Consider the following 16,805-nt stretch of genomic DNA (forward strand, 5'->3'; position numbering starts at 1 on the left):
AGCTAAACTACTGACATGCATATTTTAATTGTAGAAGATGAAGTCAAGATTGCTGAATATCTGGCAAAAGGACTGAGTGAGTCAGGTTATAGCACGGCCATTGCTGAAAATGGCGTGTTGGCATTGGCCTGTTTGCAGCAACAGTCATTTGATCTGGTACTGCTGGATGTAATGCTGCCAGATCTGGACGGCTGGCAGGTGCTGAAAACCTTGCGAACTTTTAGCCAGATTCCGGTATTGATGCTCACTGCACGCGATCATGTGCTGGATCGGGTGAAAGGCCTGGAGCTTGGCGCCGATGATTATCTGACCAAACCTTTTTCCTATATTGAGTTACTGGCCCGGATCAAAAGTCTGTTGCGCCGTGTGCCGCGACTGGAGCAGGAGGCCTATCAGGTTGCAGGTCTGGTATTGAACCGCCTAAAGCATGAAGTATATCGTAATGAACAAAAGATCGAATTAAGCCAGAAAGAATTTGCGCTGTTGCAACTGTTGATGGAGCATCAGGGGCAGGTGATGACCCGGAGCCAGATTGCCTCCATGGTCTGGAATATCAATTTTAATACCGATACCAATGTGGTGGATGTGGCCATTCGCAGGCTGCGGAGCAAAATTGATGATCATTACACGCCAAAACTGATTCATACCGTACGCGGTATGGGTTATAAACTTGATGAATACCCATGAACAATCCTATCTTATTACCGCTGGCAACACGCTTGAGTATTGCGTTTGCATTGGTGTCCTGCGTGGTTTTTTTGAGTGTGGCGTTACTGTCTTATCAAAATATGCAACAGATGATTCAGGCTCAGCAGGATCAGGCACTGGCTGCACGTATTTCCCGAATTGAAATATTTCTTGAAGATGCCCAGAGTTTCGAGCTTTTGGTTCAGCATCCCAAATTATATGAAAACATGCTGGGGCAAGAAGATAATCTACTGCTGCTGCAACATCAGAATAATCGCTTGATTGAAATCAATCCTTTGCAGATTCATATTCCGGCATTGCACTATACCTCTGCCTTACAGTTTCAGAATAATCAGGCTGAACAGCCTTCGACACGACTGGCTTTTAAACAGGTGCAGTTTGATGGTCGCAGTTATCAACTGGTGGCTGGTAAGCAGCTGGCAGAGGGACAAAGGATATTGGCAAACTATTTATCAAAACTGGTGCTCTATAGTCTGCTTGGCATACTGCTCTCGACCTTGATGGCCTGGCTGGCAGGACGCTATATTCTCAAGTCCATGCGCCAGTTGATGCTGGCTACAGCACAGGTCAATATTCAGCAGCCCAATCAGCACATCGATGTTCAGAGTAATACGCTTGAGGTTCAAGAGCTGCGTCAGGCCATGAACGATATGCTCGCTAATATTCAGGCTGCGTATCAGCAGCTGGCACGTTTTTCTGAGGATATTTCACACGAACTTCGCACCCCATTAAACAATTTAATCGGGCAGACACAGATTCTGTTATCGCGGTCGCGCGAACCTGCTGAACTGGAAAATCTGCTCTATTCCAACTTGGAAGAATACGAACGCCTGAGCCAGATGATTGAAAGTATGCTGTTTATCGCCCGGGTAGAACATGGCGGATATGCGATTGAAAAACAGCATTTCAATCTAAATGACATGCTGCAAGAATTGCTTGAGTACTTCAGCTTTCTGGCCGAAGAGAAGCAGATGCATTTAAAAGTGGATGTTCCGCCAGATTTAAGTCTGACAGCCAGCACCGTATTGTTACAGCGCGCAGTCGCCAATCTGATCAGCAATGCCATTACTTATGGTCAGCCTGGGAGTGAGATTATTGTGTCTGCACAGCGACTCAACCACAGGATTAAAATATCAGTGTTGACGCCAGAAGTCTGGATTGCAGAGCAGCACCATCCGCATTTATTTGAGCGTTTTTATCAGATCGATGACAGCCGGCACGAAAAAGCCCAGACGGGTGGTCTGGGCCTTGCCATTGTACAGTCGATCATGCAGCTCCATCAGGGGCAGACAACTGTAGAAAATACACCGTCTGGCGTGATCTTTAGCCTGTCCCTACCTGATGAGCAGACTGGGTTTTAACCACGACCGCGTCCGCGACCACGAGGTGCTTTGGTATTTGGACGAGTTGTACCATTGGTACGACGTTTCGGCTTTTCGCTTTCGTCCATTTGCCAGATACGTTTGGTACCTGATTTTTTCACTGAACCATCTTTGTTCTTGCGAACCATTGGCTTACCACCCGTACCACCCGGTTTTTTCACATAAGAACGTGAACGGTATGGCTCTTCAGCAGGAACATTCTGGAAATCTGGATAAAGTAAAGGTTCAATTTCTTTGGTTTCACCCGGTTTAATATCCATACGTACAAGGTCAATATCACCAATTTTAGTACGGATTAAACGCAGTGTAGGGAAGCCCACCGCAGAGGTCATACGACGAACCTGACGGTTACGGCCTTCACAAATTGAAATCTCAACCCAAGACGTTGGGACAGATGCACGGAAACGTACAGGAGGATTACGCTCCCACAACCATTCCGGTTCAGATACTTTTTCAGCTTTGGCTGGAAGGGTCATGCCATCTTTAAGTTCCACACCTTTACGAAGCTGCTCAAGTGCTTCTTCGGTGACATCACCATCAACCTGCACCATATAGGTTTTAAACTTTTTATTGGCAGGATTGGTGATGTACTGGTTCAGACCACCGTGATCTGTTAAAAAAACCAGACCTTCTGAGTCCATGTCCAGACGACCAGCAAGACGTAAATCTTTGTCGTCGATGAAATCAGCCATGGTTTGGTGTTTTTCATCTGGGCGGAATTGGGAGAGGACGTCATAGGGTTTGTTTAAAATGACGATTTTCATAGGAAATAACTTCTATAATTACATAAACTTAAAAAATGTAGAGGCTTATTTTAAAGGGAAATTTGGTTATTTCCCGTATAAATCTCAAAAACAACGAATCTGGATTAGAATATTATGCGTTAAGAACAGTTGAAAGTATTGCCTAATTGGCAATTATTTTTAGGTTTGTCAGTAGCATTCGGAAAAATATGAAGAATAGAATATCAAAAGATCGTAGTACCTGCGGATGGTGCCAAATTACCGTTAATGCAAACCTGTCCCTCAACCTAGCAAATAATCCAATTGTCCCATGTATCAAAGGGAATGAAATTGGTGCTGATATTACACCAACGATGCAGGCTGTGGTAGATGTTGCAGTTTAAAAGCATAGAGTAGTAAGCCCTCAAATGCTTGGATCAGATAGATATCGAATCTGTCAGAAGTAAAAAAGGTTATCAAGTTAATCAAAGAGAAAAAATGGACATGACTAGAATCACCTTGAACTAAATTGTGCGTTAAACATGAACTACTAGAAAGAAGTCCTGACCTGATCATAAAGAAGATTTTAGCTATAAAAATAGCCAAAGAGCGAACATTCACGCAGTCTTGCGCTGGAGGTCAAGCGCAAGACTGCGAGCTTTTTTTGAATTTGATCATCCTACTATTGCAGATATACTTAACTCATTAAAGCCTGATTCTCCTAATTAAAACCTATATTAATCGCAGGTTTCTCAGGGGGGATTAAATTTTCTTAAATTCTGATTGATAAACGCCCAAAAGTTAAAATGAGTATCAAGCTGCAACTTTGCGTAAAGATTGTAGTGAGCCAGAACAGGATTTGTTCTGAGTTGAATCACTTAGCCAACCTATTATTACATTGACGTATTTGGATACAGCTCGATGATTGGCATATTTTCCAAAAACGTTAGAGTGATCAATGGAACTTCCAGTGATAGAGACGTTTCTCCGAAGGAGTACATAATATGGCCAAATCTAAAGCGAAACATAAGCAGGTCCAACAAAAGGACAAGCAGGACAGCGCTCAGAATGAAGAGCAACAACAGCAACAGCAACAACCAGCCAAACCCTCCCGTGCAAAAAAACGTAAGTAATTCCTAGCTACCTTCCATAACAACGCCCTTACATAAGGGCGTTGTTATATCATTGATTTTATAAAAATATCATTCAAAAAATTACAAGATTACGACTTTAAATTGTGCTGTTCTGCTTAAGATAAAAACCATCTTTCTAAAATAAATGCGAATAATATTGGTGAAATTTTTTCGGATTTTAAGCTTAATTTTATCTGTATGCTTTGTCTTGACCGCCTGTCAGCCACCACCTTCAGGTGAAGCAGCAGGATGGAAAAGTCCTTATCTTTATTGGCAACTGAAAAAGACTCAATTAGAAGCACCGTTACAGATTCCGGTCGAAGGTATTACAGTCCGTCAAATTAATGATACGTGGGGAGCCGCGCGCAGTGCAGGCCGTAAACATGAAGGGACAGATATTTTTGCTCAGCGTGGCACACCTGTCTTAAGTGCCACCCAAGGGATTGTACGTAAAATTGGCACCAATAATCTGGGCGGGAAAGTTATCTGGGTGACAGGGCCTGATATGAGTCAGCATTACTATGCGCATCTGGATGATTATGCTGAGCATATTCAGGAAGGCGACTGGGTGGAAGCGGGCGAAGTGATTGCCTATGTCGGCAATACTGGAAATGCCAAAAATACTCCGCCACATCTACATTACGGGATTTATCTGAGCGGGCAAGGGGCGACCAATCCATATCCTTATTTCGTGCCTTCTCCTTGAGCAGAAACTGGATGGGGTTGTGTTTCAGGAGTGAATCTGGCAGGACGGGTACACCAGAATAATTGCAATGTTCCTAATAAAAGAACAAATGCAGCTAATATGAACTGTTGATGATAGCTCAAGCCAAAATATTGCAGCGCACTAAAACTGAGTCCGCCAATCAGCTGAACAGAGGCGAAACACAAGGTGGCAATGCTCCAGAGTTTTTTATACGCCAGCCCATACAGTTGCAAAATGGTATAAGAGGTCAGGAAGACCACAGCAGGGTTTAGCATGCCGGTCAAAAAGGAAGAGCTCAACGTGAGCAATGCTTGGCCCTCTAGAGTCGCAATAAAAATAGCCACAATATAAAGACTATAAAGAATTTTCAGGGCAGCAAAGTTACCGAATTTTCTGGCCAGTGCATAAGCACTGAAGGCACCTAAAGCACTACCAAATCCATAAAGAATCCAGTTGAAGTTAATCCAGAACAAGCTCAATTCCAACTGCTGGCTTAAATAATCAATCCAGAATAATGAATGCGGTATATAGGCGAAAGCACTACAAGCATAAACTGTCAGTAAACTATAAAAGACGCTATTCAAAGATAGAGTAGAGATAACTGCAGGAGCTTGTACAGACAAATACGGCTTAAATTTCTGAATCAGTAAACTTAAAATGATACAGATGAGCAGGGCAAAACCACATAAGATCAGCCAGGCTGTCTGTATGGAAATTTGATCCAGATAAGGCAGAAACAGGGTCGCAATTAAAACGCCTAATCCAATCCCGCTAAAACCAATAAAGTTGATTTTAAGACGATCCTGAAGTTCACAGCACTGCGCGACCACACTCGGCGATAAGATCATCATCAGTCCACCGCTGATTCCGGAAATGATTCGCCAAGCGATATACCACGCTTCAGAGAAACCAGAAAATGCACAGCACATCAGGCTGAACATGCCGGCGAAGGCTGAAATTTGAATATAGGTACTCATGCTGCGGTCTTGAGGCAAGCGCATGGCAGTAAATGCCCCGATCAAATAACCCAGTAAATTTGCACTGCCTAAGAGGCTGGCAAAATCTGTACTCCAGCCAAAGGCTTCGCGTGTACCCGGTAACAACGCGGTGTAAGAGAAACGAAGAATGCCAATGCCCAAGCACATACTAAGGCAGAGAAACAGGCTGAGCTTCATTGTGTTTGAGGACATCCATGTACTCATAGAATTTTATATTTGATCAAAAAATAACATGAATCTTCATGATTGAGGGGAAATTGCCTGAGAAGAAACCATTGAGTGCAGAAATTTGCTCAAGTAAGCTTGTATGGTTTTTAAAATTTGATAAGTCATAACAACTAAAAAAGTTTAGAGAAATAAAAAACCGCGTATCAACGCGGTTTTTTATATTGGCTATTTCAAGAATTAACGCATCTTGGCCAGGAAACGGCCAACACGAGTGATGGCTTCACGCAGTTCATTTTCAGCCGGCAGGAACACCACACGAAAATGATCCGGTGTTGGCCAGTTAAAGCCTGTACCTTGAACCAGAAGTACTTTCTCTACACGTAACAAATCCAGCATTAGTTTTTCATCGTCCTGAATTGGATACACATTCGGATCCAGTTTCGGGAAGCAGTACATCGCACCTTCAGGTTTGACACAAGATACCCCTGGAATCTCGTTCAGCATTTCCCAGGCAATATTACGCTGTTCATATAAACGGCCACCGGGACGAATCAGGTCATTAATAGACTGGTAACCACCCAGCGCAGTCTGAATCGCATATTGTGCCTGATGGTTGGCGCACAGTCGCATCGACGCCAGCATATCAAGACCTTCAATATAGTCTGCTGCACGTGCTTTATTGCCGGTAATGGCCATCCAGCCGGAACGAAAACCAGCAATACGATAGGCTTTAGATAAACCGTTAAACGAAACACAGAGCTGATCGCCAGCCAGAGCTGCTACAGCAACATGCTCGATTCCATCGTAGATAATTTTGTCGTAGATTTCATCAGCAAATAAAATCAGGTCATATTTCTTGGCCAAGTCGACAATTTGTTGTAACACATGACGTGGATAAACTGAACCGGTCGGGTTATTCGGGTTGATAATCACAATACCACGGGTATTTGGCGTGATTTTACTTTCCATATCGACAATGTCGGGATACCAGTGATTTTCTTCATCACATTTATAGTGAATCGCAGTACCGCCAGACAGGTTCACTGCTGCTGTCCAGAGTGGATAATCTGGCATTGGAATCAGCATTTCATCGCCATCATCCAGCAGACCTTGCATGGCCATAACAATCAGTTCAGACACACCATTACCGATATAAACGTCGTTGACGTGCATATCCAGAATGCCTTTTTGTTGATAATACTGACAGATTGCCTTACGCGCCGGGAAAATCCCTTTGGAATCGGTATAGCCAATCGCATTCGGCAGGTTTAAAGCCACATCATTGATAATTTCTTGTGGTGCTTCAAACCCAAATGGGGCAGGGTTGCCAATATTTAATTTGATAATTTTGTGACCGGCTTCTTCCATCTCGATGGCCGCTCGTAACACAGGTCCGCGAATGTCGTAGCACACATGCTCGAGCTTAGATGATTTCTTGATCTCGCGAGGGGTTTGGAAAGTGTTCGGCATTTTGATGTTCTCGGAAGGAGTGGAGGTCACTTTTGCATAACGATATAAATAACTTTTAAATGTCTCAGTTGTGACTAGATCGAGATCATGTTCATCTCGAAGTAGTGCAACAATTTTTTCATGCGTAAATCCAAGCTGCTGATATTGTTTGATCACAGGCAGCAGATTTTTAAAAATTACGCTCTTTTTTTGCGACATTTTTTAATCCTGAGCAAATTTAGAGCTAAGAATACCATTAAATTTGCTCACTAAAAAACATTTAATGTAAGAATTGCTTACTTTTATTTTTATATTTGCTTTCTTTTTGCTTTTTTAGGCATTATATGTCTTTTGTAAAATGTTGAATAAAGACTAGAATTTTTAAAATGAATCACGTAAATATAGGATTATCCTATTTTAAATAGCAAGATAAAAAGGTATGTGATCATGGGAAAACTCAATAAATCAGACCGGGAATGGCAAAGAGAGTTATCACCTGAGGAGTTTCGCATTACGCGCGAGAAGGGAACCGAGCCGGCATTTACTGGAAAATACTGGAATACCAAGCAAGATGGCACCTATGTATGCCGTTGCTGCGGCACGCCACTGTTCTCGTCTGAGACCAAGTATGACAGCGGCTGTGGCTGGCCAAGTTTCTACCGTCCCGTCAGCAGTTCGGTGGTAGAAGAATTACCTGATACTTCACACGGAATGGTCAGAACTGAGATTGTTTGTCATCATTGTGACGCACATTTAGGGCATGTTTTCCCGGATGGTCCAGAGCCGACGGGCTTACGTTATTGTGTCAACTCGGCTTCTTTGGACTTAGAAACACAAGAAAAAAATGATGAGGAAACCTATCCATGACCAGCATTTATCAGTTTGAAGCTGAATTGTTAGATGGCAAAAGCAAGCCACTTGCAGATTACGAAGGCAAGGTACTTTTGATCGTCAATACAGCGAGTAAGTGTGGTTTTACCCCACAGTTTTCAGGATTAGAAAAACTTTACGAAAAATATAAAGATCAAGGTCTGGAAATTTTGGGATTTCCATGCAATCAGTTTGGTGGTCAAGATCCGGGTTCCAATGAACAGATTGGTGAATTTTGCCAGAAGAATTACGGGGTATCTTTCCCGATGTTTTCCAAGGTGGATGTCAAAGGCCCTGAAGCGCACGCCATTTTTCGCTATTTAACCAATAATTCCAAAGGTATTTTAGGCAATGGAATTAAATGGAATTTTACCAAATTCCTGATCGGCCGTGATGGCAAGGTATTGAACCGTTTTGCTCCGACCACCAAGCCTGAAGAGCTTGAAGATGAAATTGCAAAAGTGTTGTAAGACTCTGTGTTATTTTCTCAGTATGAGATAAAAATAGAACTCATCTGATTTCAAGTAAAAAACCCACTTTAAACCAGTGGGTTTTTTAGTTTTGATTAAAACTTAGAGGATGGCTTTCAGGCGTTGAATGACTTCTTCACATTGCGCCAGATCGGCCACAAGTGCTAGACGTACATGATTTTCACCCGGATTACCTTGTTCAGTATTACGAGACAGATAACGGCCCGGCAGAACTTTAATATGGGTTTTTTCCATCAGCATTTTGGCAAAGGCTTCATCATTGTCGACTTTGAGCCAGTAGTAGAAACCGGCATCCGGTTTTTTCAGTGGCAGCAGGTGACCGAGTTCTTGCTGGAACAAATCAAATTTGGCGCGGTATTGCACCCGGTTGTCTTCCACATGGGCTTCATCGTTCCAGGCAGCAATAGAAGCCAGTTGGTGCTGTACCGGCATCGCTGCACCGTGATAAGTACGATACTGCAAATACGGTTTTAGTAAAGTTGCGTCACCGGCGACAAAACCTGAACGCATGCCCGGCAGATTAGAACGTTTAGACAGCGAGTGAAATACCACACAGTTTTTATAGTCATCCCGGCCGATTTCAGCACAGACTTCCAGTAAACCCGCGGGTGCCTGATCAAACCACAACTCCGAATAGCATTCATCTGAAGCAATGACAAAGTTGTATTGATCTGACAGCGCAATCAGCTTTTTAAACTGTTCTTTAGACAGCACCGCACCCGTTGGATTGCCCGGAGTACAGACAAATAACAGTGCCGTTTTTTCCCAGACTTCTGCCGGAACGGCATCAAAGTCACCGAGGTAATTATTTTCCTCAGTACAGTTGATGAAATAAGGTTTGGCACCTGCGAGCAGCGTCGCACCTTCATAAATCTGGTAGAACGGGTTCGGCATCACCACATAAGGTGCCTCTTCTCGGTTCACCAAGGCTTGTACAAAAGAGAAAATTGCTTCACGTGTACCGGAAACGGGCAGGATATTGCTGTCTGCACTGATGCTATTCAGCTTAAAACGGCGCGTCAGCCATTGAGCAATACTTTCGCGTAGCTCAGGCAGGCCTTTACTGTTTGGATACGTCGATAAATGTTTAAAGTTATCGATAATCGCTTGTTTCACAAACTCCGGTGCAGGATGCTTTGGTTCGCCAATCGACAGGGGAATTAATGGCATATTTGCAGGCTGGATATCCGCAAAAAGCCGATTTAACTTTTCAAAGGGATAAGGGTGCAATAAAGACAAGCTAGAGTTCATGAAATGTGTTACCGAGCAGAGTGTTAGTGTTGACCGCTGACCTGATGTGAAGCCTCATCCAGGGCAGCTTTGAGTGCAGCTGCAAATTCTTGAGACTCAGTCGGGCTCATCGGGATGCCATTTTTTTTGGTGACAAAGAAAATATCTTCAGCACGTTCGCCAAGTGTGGCAATTTTGGCAGAGTGGATATCCAGCCCTTGCATCATAAATAAACCGCCAATTTTGGCAAGTAAACCAGGATGATCCAGAGTCGCAATTTCGACCATATTCTGATCCAGAGCCGCATTCATCGTAATATCGACTGTATTTTCAATATCGAAATGACGGAGTTGACGCGGAATGCGGCGTTGCATCAGACCCGGATATTCATCTGAATGGCTCAAAGCGTCTTTCAGGGCTTCAATGACGGTGGCTTCCCGTTCAGGGTCGGTGAGTAAGGTACCAAAGCGATCCAGCACCACATAGGTATCCAGACTAAAAGCTTTGGTCGCGGTAATAATCCGCGCATCTTGAACATCCAGATTCATACGATCCAGAATGGCAACTGTGGTCGCAAACAGGTTCGGTTTATCCTGAGTATAAATAAAGATCTGTACCGCATCCTGAGCATATTTTCGATGCGCCCGCATCAGCACCAAAGGTGCAGGATTATCGCCATGTTGTAAAATGGCGCGGGTATGCCAGGCAATTTCATCCGCGGTTTCTTTCAGGAAATAATCATCACCCAGTTCCTGCCAGACTTTTTCAACATCATAGAGCGAGAAATGCTCGACCAGACGTTCACTGGCTTCAAACTTGGTGTCTTCAATCAGCATCTGATAATCGACCGGACGGCCGAGACCAGAACGGATCACATCACGCGCCTGCGTATAGAGCTGACGCATCAAGGATGCGCGCCAGGTATTCCAGAGCTTGGGATTGGTGGCATTGATATCCGCAACTGTCAGGGTATACAGATAATCCAGATGCTCCATATCGCCCATTTTTTCTGCGAATTCTTTGACCACATCCGGGTCGGAAATATCTTTTTTCTGCGCAGTCACAGACATCACCAGATGATTCTGGATCAGCCAGGCCACCAGATTACTTTCGCGTTCGGTAAAGCCATGGCTACGGCAGAATTTAATGGCATCGGCTGCTCCAAGCTCACTATGATCACCGCCACGACCTTTGGCAATATCATGAAAAAGAGCTGCCAGATATACAATGTCACGACGGGTCAGGCGCTGGAACACTGAACTGACCACAGGAAATTCCTTGGCAAATTCAGGTGCTTTAAAGCGATTTAAATTGCGTAGCAACAATAAGGTATGTGCATCGACCGTATAGATATGGAACAGGTCATATTGCATCAGGCCCAGAATTTGCCCAAAGGCCGGGATGTAATTACCCAGTACGCCATAACGCTTCATCGTCACCAGGGTGTCGTAGAGTCGATGCGGTGAGCGGATAATCGCCATAAACAGCGCCTGATGCACCGGATTATCACGAAAATCCTGATCAATGCGTTTTCCTGCCAAGGTCAGCAGGCGTAAGGTACGCGCACGAATGCCCTGAATTTCAGGACGATTGGCCAACAGGTAGAAAATTTCCAGAATCGCGCTTGGATTTTCCGAGAAAATCTTGTGATGCTGAACTGCTAACTTGCCATCGACCAGTTTGAAATTTTCATTAATTTCCTCAATCTGGCGTTCATATTGCGGTAAACGTGGGGTAATCACAGATTCATTGAAGTAGGCCAACAGCATTTCATTGAGTGTAGAGACTTGCTGTGCGCTGCGATAATAGCGCTTCATGAACTGTTCGATCGGATAGTTCGGATGATGCGCCTCATCACGCACATAGCCGAATTTAGCCGCAATATCACGCTGATAATCGAACAATAAGCGGTTTTCGTCACGCTTGGTCAGGCGGTGCAGGTGATGGCGAATCTCCCAGAGAAAACTTTCAGCTTCTTCGAGCACACCCAGTTCAAATTCTGAAATAAAACCCAGATGTACCAGATCATAAATCCGGTTGACGCGGAAATGTCGTTTGGCAATCCAGCCGATCTGGTTGATGTCGCGGATACCGCCCGGTGCATTTTTAATATCCGGTTCCAGATTGCTTTCGGTATTGTTGTGCTGAGCATAGCGTTTATGCTGCTCATCCATTTTGGCATCAAAGAAGGTTTTATCGGTCCAGGTGCGTGACACGATGCGCCGTGGCCATTTGCACAGGTTCTCATTGCCAATAATCAGGCGTGCTTCGATTAGCGTAGTGGCAACGGTGAGATCACTACTGGCCTGACTGACACAATCATTGATGGTACGCACGCTGATCCCCGGTTTGAAATTACCGACATCCCAGAGTAATGAAATGAAGGTAGAAATCAGCTGTTCCTGCTCTGGACTAATCTCGTCTTCTGACAGGATCATGAGGTCGACATCAGAATAAGGCAGCATTTCACGGCGACCATAACCTCCGACAGCAAACAGGGCCAAATCGGTTTGATCCAGTTCGGCATATTTCCAGAGAAATTGCAGTGCTTCATCAATCAGATTGGAACGTGCCAGAATAATATCCCGAATCGACTGTCCATTTTCAAAACTCTCCTGTAGCTGATTTTCGACATCACTACGCCATTGATTGATGGCTTTAATGTCATGGTTACTTTTAATGTAATTCAGCAGAGGTAAGGTATTGATCATGAACAGTGGTCCGTTGGTATTTCAGCTTAGTTTTGATTAATGCTAACTTGATTTGCGACCTGAAGTGCCAGTTCGCGTGCCTGTTCAATGCTTTCAGCACGTGCAGTCGCAACGCCCATGCGACGCCGTTCGAAGCCTTCAGGTTTGCCAAACAGGCGCAAATCAGTATTGCCGTCTGCTAAAGCAAGATTCAGGCCAGAAAATGAAAGATTACGATCATCTACCCCGGCATAAATCACCGCGCTGGCAGCCACACTATGCCGTGTGGTATTGACCGGCAGGCCTAAAATCGCACGTGCATGCAATTCAAATTCGCTTTGGAATTGAGAGGCAAGTGTTACCAGTCCGGTATCGTGTGGACGAGGAGAAACCTCACTAAACCATACTTGGTCGCCTTTGACAAAGAGTTCTACACCAAAGATTCCGCAACCACCCAGTGCTGTGGTGACTTTGTGGGCAATGCGCTTAGATTCCTCTAGCGCTGCTGGAGTCATCGGCTGAGGTTGCCAGCTTTCGACATAATCGCCCGAGTCCTGACGATGTCCGATCGGATCGCAATAAGAGGTTTCGATCTCGCCGGTTGCCGGATTTTTTGCACGAACAGTCAATAAGGTAATTTCAAAATCAAAGTCAATTTGCGATTCGACAATCACCGTACCCTGATTGACGCGTCCACCAGTTTGCGCATATTCCCAAGCCGCGTCTACCTCTGCAAAGCTTTTTACCCGAGACTGGCCTTTGCCAGAAGAGGACATGACCGGCTTGACAAAGTTTGGATAGCCGACATCATCACAGGCAGCACGGAAGGACTCTAAACTGTCAGCAAATCGGTACGCTGAAGTTGGCAGCCCCAGTTCTTCTGCGGCCAGACGGCGAATGCCTTCGCGGTTCATGGTCAGATTGACCGCTTTAGCCGAAGGAATGACGGTCGCAATATTTTGTTCTTCAACATCAACCAGTACTTGTGTGGCAATGGCTTCAATTTCAGGAACGATTAAATGTGGCTGGATTTGATGGATCAATTGTTTTAATTCTTCAGCATCGGCCATATTCAAGGTATAGGAATAATGCGCGACTTGCATGGCAGGTGCATGCTCATAACGGTCAGCAGCATGAACTTCGACCCCAAGACGTTGTAGTGAAATCACCACTTCCTTGCCCAGTTCACCAGAACCCAATAATAGAACTTTATAGGCAGAAGCTTGCAGGGGAGTACCAATAGTCACGCTCATGTGTGTCATCCATGCTTGATTTTATGGACTTTTAGCATAGCAGAACTGAGCCGGCAGTTAAGCCAAGATTCATACAAAATTGTGATATTGTCCAACAGTTTTATTTATAAAGTTTTTCTGGATGTAAGTAAGGCGTAATTGTCATGTCACTGATCTGAAGACGGTATATCCTGTTTTGGCAATAGCTTTTTTCTATCTACAACTGGTCGAGTATTAAAAAAGTATAAAAGAATACGGAAATGATTTTATTTGAGCTTTTTCTTTCAGGAAAAATGATAGGGATCAGCTAATTATTTTTATATAATAAAGACCTATACTATTCCATAAGCATAAGTCTTTATCTTGATTGATCAGTCAGTTCAAGCTTAAAACGTCATCGGCACATAGGTATAAACCAGACCATAGGTCAGTGCTGCGGTCAGGGTCGCCATCACGATGCGTTTGAATTTAAAGTAAAGCGCAGTGAGTACGATAAATCCGACCAGCATCGCAATACTTTTATTCGGTGTTTCTAATAATGGCGGTAAGGTAGCAACTACCAGCATGGAGCTGATTGCCGCAATGCCGATTGAACCCAAGGCAATTTTTAGCCACAATGCTCCGCGTTTTTGTGAGCCTTGCTGAAATTTCTGAATCACAAAAAAAGGCCCGAAGCGTGAGACGAAATTGGCGATCCCGACGACAATGCCGACCAGAATAATCTCTAGATTCATGCTTGATCTCCTGCATGTTCAGGATCTGGCTGTTTTAAGATATAGTGCTTGAACAGGCCGGCAAAAATACCAGAACTGATGCCAATGAAAATCGCGGCAGACAGATCAATAAAGTAACAGGCCACAGCAGAAACCAGAATGGTGACAGCCACAACAAAAGTATGTTTCTTCTCAAAAGCAGCCAATAGGAAACTCAGGAACAGCGCAGGTAACAGGAAGTCTAGAGCCGCTTGCAAGAATTGCGGCAGATTGCTGACCTGATCGGCAAATAAACCACCGAGAAAAGATCCCAATGCCCAGGACATCCAGCTAAACAGGCTTAAACCCAGCATCCAGGATTCAGACCATTCCTGACGCCGTTGCGAGAGCTTGATCATGCCGGAAGCAAAAACCTCATCGGTCAGACCCCAAGACCAGATCGCGGTTTTCTTTAAATTCAGCCGGTCTTGAATCAGGTTTTGCAGCGCAGGGCCATAGAGCAAATGCCGAATGTCTAGGGCAATCACCGTTAATGCCGTCATCCAGATAGATGTGCCACTGCCTAAAAGTGCGACCACAAGGAACTGGCTGGCACCTGCATACATCGAGCAGGAAAGAAACAGCGCTTCCCAAGCCGTAAAGCCAAACTGAGTGGCTGAAACGCCAAAAGCAAACGACACTGGTAAATAAGTGAAGATGATCGCTTGGCTATCTTTTGCACCTTGCCAGAAGCCAGCAGGTTGCGTAGCGAGTTGATTCTGTTCAGACACGACACACCTTGAAGGAGAGTTGAACGATGGGTCAAATGAAGATTGTGTATTCTACGTGAATTTAATAGCATAGTGCCGAAATGTTTAAATTGGCGAGCCTGATATGTGGATGTTCAAGACACGTACGATGCTGACAGCTGCTTTAATGAGCACTGCATTGTTGTTACAAGCGTGTGGGAATGACAGTCAATCGACTGATAAGCCAGAAATTAAACCGGCACCTAAACTGACGAATGATGCGACCACCTATGCCAATGAGGCATGGCAACTGATCAATAAAGTCGATCCACTGGTTTATAATAAAGAAGTGGATCAGCTGGAAACCCAGGTGCGTCAACCGGCACGTAAGCTGAGCACAGACTGGCGTATTAATGTCAAAATGACCGATTCGGTGACTGAAGGTAAATATGCTCTGTGTCGTAAAGCCTTAACCAGTCTGGAAATCTGGGCGCGTACCGTGATCGATAATGGCAGCAGTCTGGAACAAAAGCAGGCGGATTATGAGCGGGATAAACTGCAATGTCAGAATGCGATTGATAATCCTGAATTGGGAAATACTGATCCCAAACAAAAAGGCACCGCGATTGCTAATATGCAATAAACCTTTAGCCATTTAGTTATAAGCATAAAAGCCAGTCATTCAGACTGGCTTTTTTAGGATGAGACAACAGCAAGACTCTAAAAAGAGGGTATCCACACATGTTCTAATAAAATCACAAATACACCACAGATCAGGAGTGTGCTGCCAATTATGCGTTTAATCAGAATAGGTGTAGACATGATCGATCTCCTTAAATATTTAAAGCTAAAGCGTGTTCAATGCTTCCAGATAACGACGATTCACTTCTTGCCAGTTCACGACATTGAAAAAAGCCGAGATATATTCCGGACGACGGTTTTGATAGTGCAAATAATAGGCATGTTCCCAGACATCCAGACCTAAAATGGGAATATTGCCATGCATCAGTGGAGAGTCCTGATTGGCGCTGCTTTCTACAATAAGTGTTTGATCTGGCGCAACACTCAGCCAGGCCCAACCGCTACCAAAACGGCTCAGTGCTGCCTGGGTAAAGGTGTCTTTAAATGCCTCGAATCCGCCTAATTCATGTTCAATGGCCTTTGCAATTTCAGCTTCTGGATGGCCGCCACCGTCTGGACTCATGACTGTCCAGAACAGCGAGTGATTGGCATGTCCACCGGCATTATTGATCACGTTCTGTTTTAATTGCTGCGGTACTTCATTGAATTTGCTAATTAAGGCTTCGACCGATAAATCTTCCCATTCGGTTCCTGCGATCCCTGCATTGATATTATTAATATAGGTTTGATGATGCTTGCTATGATGAATTTCCATGGTCTTGCTATCGATATGAGGCTCTAGGGCATCATAGGGATATGGCAGTACAGGCAGGGTATAGCTCATGGTCAGGATTCCTTTGCTAGAATGAAATCATGTTATTTTTCATTAGATTTAACATACGCCTGAATTTAATATTTTTATATGAGAATAATTATCATTATTGTTAATATGTGTGAATTATGC

At 44.2% G+C, this 16,805-nt stretch carries 16 protein-coding genes and 1 pseudogene; 8 read left to right on the forward strand and 9 right to left on the reverse strand.

Going from position 1 to position 16,805, the window contains the following annotated elements; all coding sequences use genetic code 11:
* The first annotated feature begins 15 nt into the window (after nt 1-15).
* On the forward strand, nt 16-687 hold the full coding sequence (locus FTU82_RS01990) for a heavy metal response regulator transcription factor (protein ID WP_005097421.1): 672 nt from the start codon (nt 16-18) through the stop codon (nt 685-687).
* Nucleotides 684-2,069: a heavy metal sensor histidine kinase gene (locus tag FTU82_RS01995; protein ID WP_180001306.1), complete on the forward strand. Its 1,386-nt coding sequence runs from the start codon at nt 684-686 to the stop codon at nt 2,067-2,069. The genes FTU82_RS01990 and FTU82_RS01995 overlap by 4 nt, the downstream gene beginning before the upstream one ends.
* On the opposite strand, the gene FTU82_RS02000 is transcribed toward FTU82_RS01995, so the two are convergent.
* Nucleotides 2,066-2,854, reverse strand: coding sequence for an rRNA large subunit pseudouridine synthase E (locus tag FTU82_RS02000; RefSeq protein WP_005170277.1), 789 nt, complete (start codon nt 2,852-2,854; stop codon nt 2,066-2,068). The genes FTU82_RS01995 and FTU82_RS02000 overlap by 4 nt on opposite strands.
* A 195-nt stretch (nt 2,855-3,049) precedes the next feature.
* Here FTU82_RS02000 and FTU82_RS16095 point away from each other — a divergent pair.
* The 3 genes and pseudogenes from FTU82_RS16095 to FTU82_RS02005 all read left to right on the forward strand — a co-directional run.
* Nucleotides 3,050-3,213: pseudogene (locus tag FTU82_RS16095) on the forward strand (NADP-dependent isocitrate dehydrogenase); the annotation flags it as partial.
* Between the two features lie 603 nt (nt 3,214-3,816).
* A complete protein-coding gene (locus tag FTU82_RS16100) occupies nt 3,817-3,945 on the forward strand; it encodes a hypothetical protein (protein ID WP_005170281.1) in 129 nt (42 codons plus the stop codon).
* Nucleotides 3,946-4,090: 145 nt separating this feature from the next.
* Nucleotides 4,091-4,651 carry a M23 family metallopeptidase gene (locus FTU82_RS02005; protein WP_180085455.1) on the forward strand — a complete coding sequence of 187 codons (561 nt, stop codon included), beginning with the start codon at nt 4,091-4,093 and terminating at the stop codon, nt 4,649-4,651.
* Here the strand turns inward: FTU82_RS02005 and FTU82_RS02010 are convergent.
* Together FTU82_RS02010 and FTU82_RS02015 are read right to left on the reverse strand one after the other, a co-directional pair.
* Nucleotides 4,630-5,841 (reverse strand): YbfB/YjiJ family MFS transporter, encoded by a 1,212-nt coding sequence (locus FTU82_RS02010; RefSeq protein ID WP_180085457.1) that lies wholly within the window; start codon nt 5,839-5,841, stop codon nt 4,630-4,632. The genes FTU82_RS02005 and FTU82_RS02010 overlap by 22 nt on opposite strands.
* 213 nt (nt 5,842-6,054) lie before the next feature.
* Entirely contained in the window at nt 6,055-7,485 is a 1,431-nt protein-coding gene (locus FTU82_RS02015) for a pyridoxal phosphate-dependent aminotransferase (protein ID WP_180085459.1), read from the reverse strand.
* 228 nt (nt 7,486-7,713) lie between these two features.
* On the opposite strand from FTU82_RS02015, the gene msrB reads away from it, so the two are divergent.
* Nucleotides 7,714-8,133, forward strand: a complete 420-nt coding sequence (msrB, locus tag FTU82_RS02020; protein WP_004645533.1) for a peptide-methionine (R)-S-oxide reductase MsrB — start codon at nt 7,714-7,716, stop codon at nt 8,131-8,133.
* Nucleotides 8,130-8,606, forward strand: a complete 477-nt coding sequence (locus tag FTU82_RS02025) for a glutathione peroxidase (protein ID WP_100328997.1) — start codon at nt 8,130-8,132, stop codon at nt 8,604-8,606. The genes msrB and FTU82_RS02025 overlap by 4 nt, the downstream gene beginning before the upstream one ends.
* Nucleotides 8,607-8,708: 102 nt before the next feature.
* Here FTU82_RS02025 and dapC read toward each other — a convergent pair whose 3' ends face one another.
* The 5 genes from dapC to FTU82_RS02050 form a co-directional block, all read right to left on the reverse strand.
* Nucleotides 8,709-9,878: a succinyldiaminopimelate transaminase gene (gene dapC, locus FTU82_RS02030; RefSeq protein WP_180085461.1), complete on the reverse strand. Its 1,170-nt coding sequence runs from the start codon at nt 9,876-9,878 to the stop codon at nt 8,709-8,711.
* Nucleotides 9,879-9,901: 23 nt separating this feature from the next.
* Nucleotides 9,902-12,568: a [protein-PII] uridylyltransferase gene (glnD, locus tag FTU82_RS02035; protein ID WP_005097404.1), complete on the reverse strand. Its 2,667-nt coding sequence runs from the start codon at nt 12,566-12,568 to the stop codon at nt 9,902-9,904.
* 26 nt (nt 12,569-12,594) lie between these two features.
* Nucleotides 12,595-13,809: a formate-dependent phosphoribosylglycinamide formyltransferase gene (purT, locus tag FTU82_RS02040; protein WP_180001300.1), complete on the reverse strand. Its 1,215-nt coding sequence runs from the start codon at nt 13,807-13,809 to the stop codon at nt 12,595-12,597.
* 356 nt (nt 13,810-14,165) lie between these two features.
* Complete coding sequence (gene ygaH / locus FTU82_RS02045; protein ID WP_005097402.1) at nt 14,166-14,513, reverse strand: L-valine transporter subunit YgaH; 348 nt, start codon at nt 14,511-14,513, stop codon at nt 14,166-14,168.
* A complete protein-coding gene (locus FTU82_RS02050) occupies nt 14,510-15,262 on the reverse strand; it encodes an AzlC family ABC transporter permease (RefSeq protein WP_159138591.1) in 753 nt (250 codons plus the stop codon). The genes ygaH and FTU82_RS02050 overlap by 4 nt, the downstream gene beginning before the upstream one ends.
* Before the next feature lie 103 nt (nt 15,263-15,365).
* On the opposite strand from FTU82_RS02050, the gene FTU82_RS02055 reads away from it, so the two are divergent.
* Nucleotides 15,366-15,863, forward strand: coding sequence for a hypothetical protein (locus FTU82_RS02055; RefSeq protein WP_180001299.1), 498 nt, complete (start codon nt 15,366-15,368; stop codon nt 15,861-15,863).
* A 204-nt stretch (nt 15,864-16,067) separates the two neighbouring features.
* Here FTU82_RS02055 and FTU82_RS02060 read toward each other — a convergent pair whose 3' ends face one another.
* Nucleotides 16,068-16,685 carry a superoxide dismutase gene (locus FTU82_RS02060; protein WP_005097397.1) on the reverse strand — a complete coding sequence of 206 codons (618 nt, stop codon included), beginning with the start codon at nt 16,683-16,685 and terminating at the stop codon, nt 16,068-16,070.
* Nucleotides 16,686-16,805 lie beyond the last annotated feature (120 nt).

Origin of the sequence: Acinetobacter sp. YH12151 (assembly GCF_013418355.1) — a bacterium.
Taxonomy (GTDB): domain Bacteria; phylum Pseudomonadota; class Gammaproteobacteria; order Pseudomonadales; family Moraxellaceae; genus Acinetobacter; species Acinetobacter pseudolwoffii.